A 3,200-nucleotide genomic window follows, 5' to 3' on the forward strand; every position below is an offset into this window, starting at 1 on the left:
GCTCGGGAAGAGGGTGGGGGGGGAGGAGGGGTCCGGGCCGGACGGCTCAGCCGACGGTCCACTTCTGGTTGGCGTTGCCGGAGCACGTCCAGATCTGCAGGCGGGTGCCGTCGGCGGAGGAGTTGCCCTTGGCGTCCAGGCACTTGTCCGCGCCGGTGTTGGTCAGGTCGCGGGCGGCGGTGTACGTCCACTGCTGGGCCTTGGTCCCGTTGCAGGTGTAGAGCTGGACGGCGGCACCGTCGTCGTGCGAAGCGGCCTTGACGTCAAGGCACTTGCCCAGGGCCCGTACGGTCCCGTCGCTGCCCAGCGTCCACTTCTGGGCGTCGGCACCGTTGCAGTTGTGCAGCTGGATCGGGGTCTCGTCGGCGCTGGAGGCGCCCGCGACGTCCACGCACATGTCGCCGATGCCCTTGATGGCGCCGGTGCGGCTCGTGCCGCCGGACCCGGAACCGGTGTCCGAGGCGGTGACGTGGACGTAGTCGACGGTCATGGTCTGCGGGAAGGAGGTGCCGGAGTCGGGGCTGCCGGGCCAGTCACCGCCGACCGCGAAGTTCAGGATGATGAAGAACGGGTGGTCGTAGACCCACTTGTTGCCGTTCACGTCGGCCGGGGTGCGGGTCTCGTAGTTCTGTCCGTCCACCGACCAGGTGATCGCGGTGGGGCTCCAGTCGACGGCGAAGACGTGGAAGTCGTCCGCGAACGCCTTGCCGTTGGGCAGGGTGTACGCCGCGCCGATGCCACCGGCGCCGGAGTAGCCGGGGCCGTGGATGGTGCCGTGCACCGCGCCGGGCTCCTTGCCGATGTTCTCCATGATGTCGATCTCGCCGCTGTTCGGCCATCCCGCGCTGCCGAGGTTGTCGCCCAGCATCCAGAAGGCCGGCCAGACGCCCTGGCCGCGCGGGACCTTTATGCGGGCCTCGAAGTGGCCGTAGGCCTGGGTGAACGTCTTCGCCGTGTTCAGCCGCGCCGACGTGTACTGGCAGGTGCCGTACCAGCACTGGAGTCCGCTGTCGCTGTTCTTGCGGGCGGTGATGACCAGGTTGCCGTTGCCGTCGAGTGCGGCGTTGCCGGTGCTGTTCGTGTAGTACTGCAACTCGTGGTTGCCGTTGCCGCCGCCGCCCGTCTCCAGGGTCCACTTCGAGGAGTTGGGCGCGCTGCCCGCGGCGCCGTCGAAGTCGTCGGACCAGGTCTGCACCGTGGCCGCGCTGGCGCGGTTCGCGGCGGGACCTGAGGTGTTGAAGAGGATGGCGGTGGTGAGGGCGGCGGCTGCGAGACACGCCAGCCCTCCCAACGACCATCTGCGGGCGCGGTGAGCGGCCATGGCGGAACACACCTTGTCTGTGGGGAACTTCCGGATCGGACACCGGTCGGTGCACACCGGACGCGCGGGCGGGCGAGCTGCTGAGAGCGCTCTCTCATGCGCGGCGCGCGTCGTCGGTGGACCAGACGATACGCACGATCGCCATCACCGCCAACCGGAACGCGAATCCCCAAATCCCTCTGACCTGCGGATAGTTGAAGGACAGGTCTGACCCAAGGCGACTTAAGACCCGTTTAACCTGCAATTAAGAAGGACCACTCCACTTCTGTGACCGTTTGAGGGACCTCGATACGCCTCGGCCCCCGGCGTCCGGCAACTGCCGGGCACCGGGGGCCGAGGGCCGAGGAGCAGTGAGCGGGTCAGTCGCGGCCCTGGGCCGCCGTGACCTGACCGGCGGCCGTCGCGGCCTCCGTACCGGACGAGGTGACCACGACGGAGCCGGCGCCGCTGCGGTCGACGAGTCCGCCGACGACGGCCAGACCCAGGCCCGCCACCGCGAGTGCCGCGCCGACCAGGTTGGGCGAGCCCCAGCCCCAGCCCGCCGAGATGGCCAGGCCGCCCAGCCAGGCACCGCCCGCGTTGGCCAGGTTGAAGGCGGAGTGGTTGGACGCGGCCGCCATCGTGGGGGCGTCCTTCGCCTTGGCCATGAGCAGCATCTGGACGGGCGTGGTGATCAGGGAGCCCATGGCACCGATGAAGGTGATCGTCAGCAGGGCGGGCACCGTGCTGTGGACCGTGAAGTAGAACGTCACGAGCGCCGCGGCGAGCAGCGCGAGCCCCGCGTACAGGGTGGGACGCAGGGCGCGGTCCGTGAGCGGGCCCGCGACCAGCGTGCCGAGGGTCATCCCGACGCCGTAGAGCGCGAGGACCAAGGTGGTCGAGGAGTCGGATATGCCCGTCAGGTTCGTCAGCATCGGCACCAGGTAGCTGTAGACGGCGAAGAACCCGCCGAAGCCCACGACCGCGGTGGCCAGGCCGATCACCACCTGCCTGTTGCCCATGGCGCGCAGTTCGTGCCGGATGCCCGACTGCGCACCACGCGGCTGGTCGGGGACGAACAGCGCCAGCGCGACGAGCGCGATGACTCCGATGACGCCGACCGCGGCGTAGGCGGCCCGCCAGCCGAACTGCTGCCCGAGGGCCGTGCCGGCCGGGACACCGACGATGTTCGCGATGGTGAGCCCCAGGAACATCTTCGACACCGCGCGCGCGGCCCGTTCGGGAGCGACCAGCCGGGAGGCCACGACCGCGCCCACACCGAACAGCGCCCCGTGCGGCAGACCCGCCAGGAAACGCGCGGCGAACAGGAGGCCGAAGCCCGGCGCGAGCGCGGACGCGACGTTGCCGACCACGAACAGACCGGAAAGGAGCAGCAGCAAGCGCTTGTGGGGAACCCGCGCGCAGATGCCCGTCAGCAGGGGGGCGCCGACGACCACGCCGAGCGCGTAGGCCGACACGAGGTTGCCCGCGTGGGGCACGGACACGCCGATGCCGTCGGCGATCTGGGGCAGCAGCCCCATCGTGGCGAATTCGGTCGTTCCGATGCCGAACGCGACGACAGCCAGGGCCAGCAAGGCAAGTGGCATGGCGCAGAGAAACCCTTCGAAGACAGCGATCCAGGAACGAGGGGGCGGGAAAAAGGCCTGGATCGTCTCCAGCTCCCGTGACCCGTCGCACTGAGCGTCCTCGCGCAGCACACCCTCGGAACAGGCCTAGGGCCTGTCTTTCGGATCAGACCGAGCTGATCCGAAAGACAGGCCCTAGGCCCCCTTCAAGCCAACAGTGGCAAAAACCCACACATTCCAAGATCCGGCCGATCACCGGGTGACCTGTGTCACGTCTGCCGGGGCGGTGGGGGGGGGGCCCCCCCCCGGGCGCC

General features: G+C 69.7%; 2 protein-coding genes. Both read right to left on the minus strand.

All coding sequences use genetic code 11. The annotated features are described in order from the left end of the window. Window positions 1–46: 46 nt before the first annotated feature. Window positions 47–1,321 carry a family 16 glycosylhydrolase gene (locus tag ABT085_RS45160; protein ID WP_351622724.1) on the minus strand — a complete coding sequence of 425 codons (1,275 nt, stop codon included), beginning with the start codon at window positions 1,319–1,321 and terminating at the stop codon, window positions 47–49. A gap of 359 nt (window positions 1,322–1,680) precedes the next feature. Further along, the gene (locus ABT085_RS45165; RefSeq protein ID WP_351622727.1) at window positions 1,681–2,907 is read right to left on the minus strand and encodes an MFS transporter; all 1,227 of its coding nucleotides are present in this window, start codon (window positions 2,905–2,907) and stop codon (window positions 1,681–1,683) included. Window positions 2,908–3,200 lie beyond the last annotated feature (293 nt).

The organism is Streptomyces sp. NPDC002265, from assembly GCF_040296125.1.
GTDB lineage: Bacteria > Actinomycetota > Actinomycetes > Streptomycetales > Streptomycetaceae > Streptomyces.

What these genes read in the sequence shown, in the direction of transcription:
- ABT085_RS45165 (WP_351622727.1), bottom strand. Translation starts at nt 2,907, where the DNA reads ATGCCACTTGCCTTGCTGGCCCTGGCTGTCGTCGCGTTCGGCATCGGA.
- ABT085_RS45160 (WP_351622724.1), bottom strand. Translation starts at nt 1,321, where the DNA reads ATGGCCGCTCACCGCGCCCGCAGATGGTCGTTGGGAGGGCTGGCGTGT.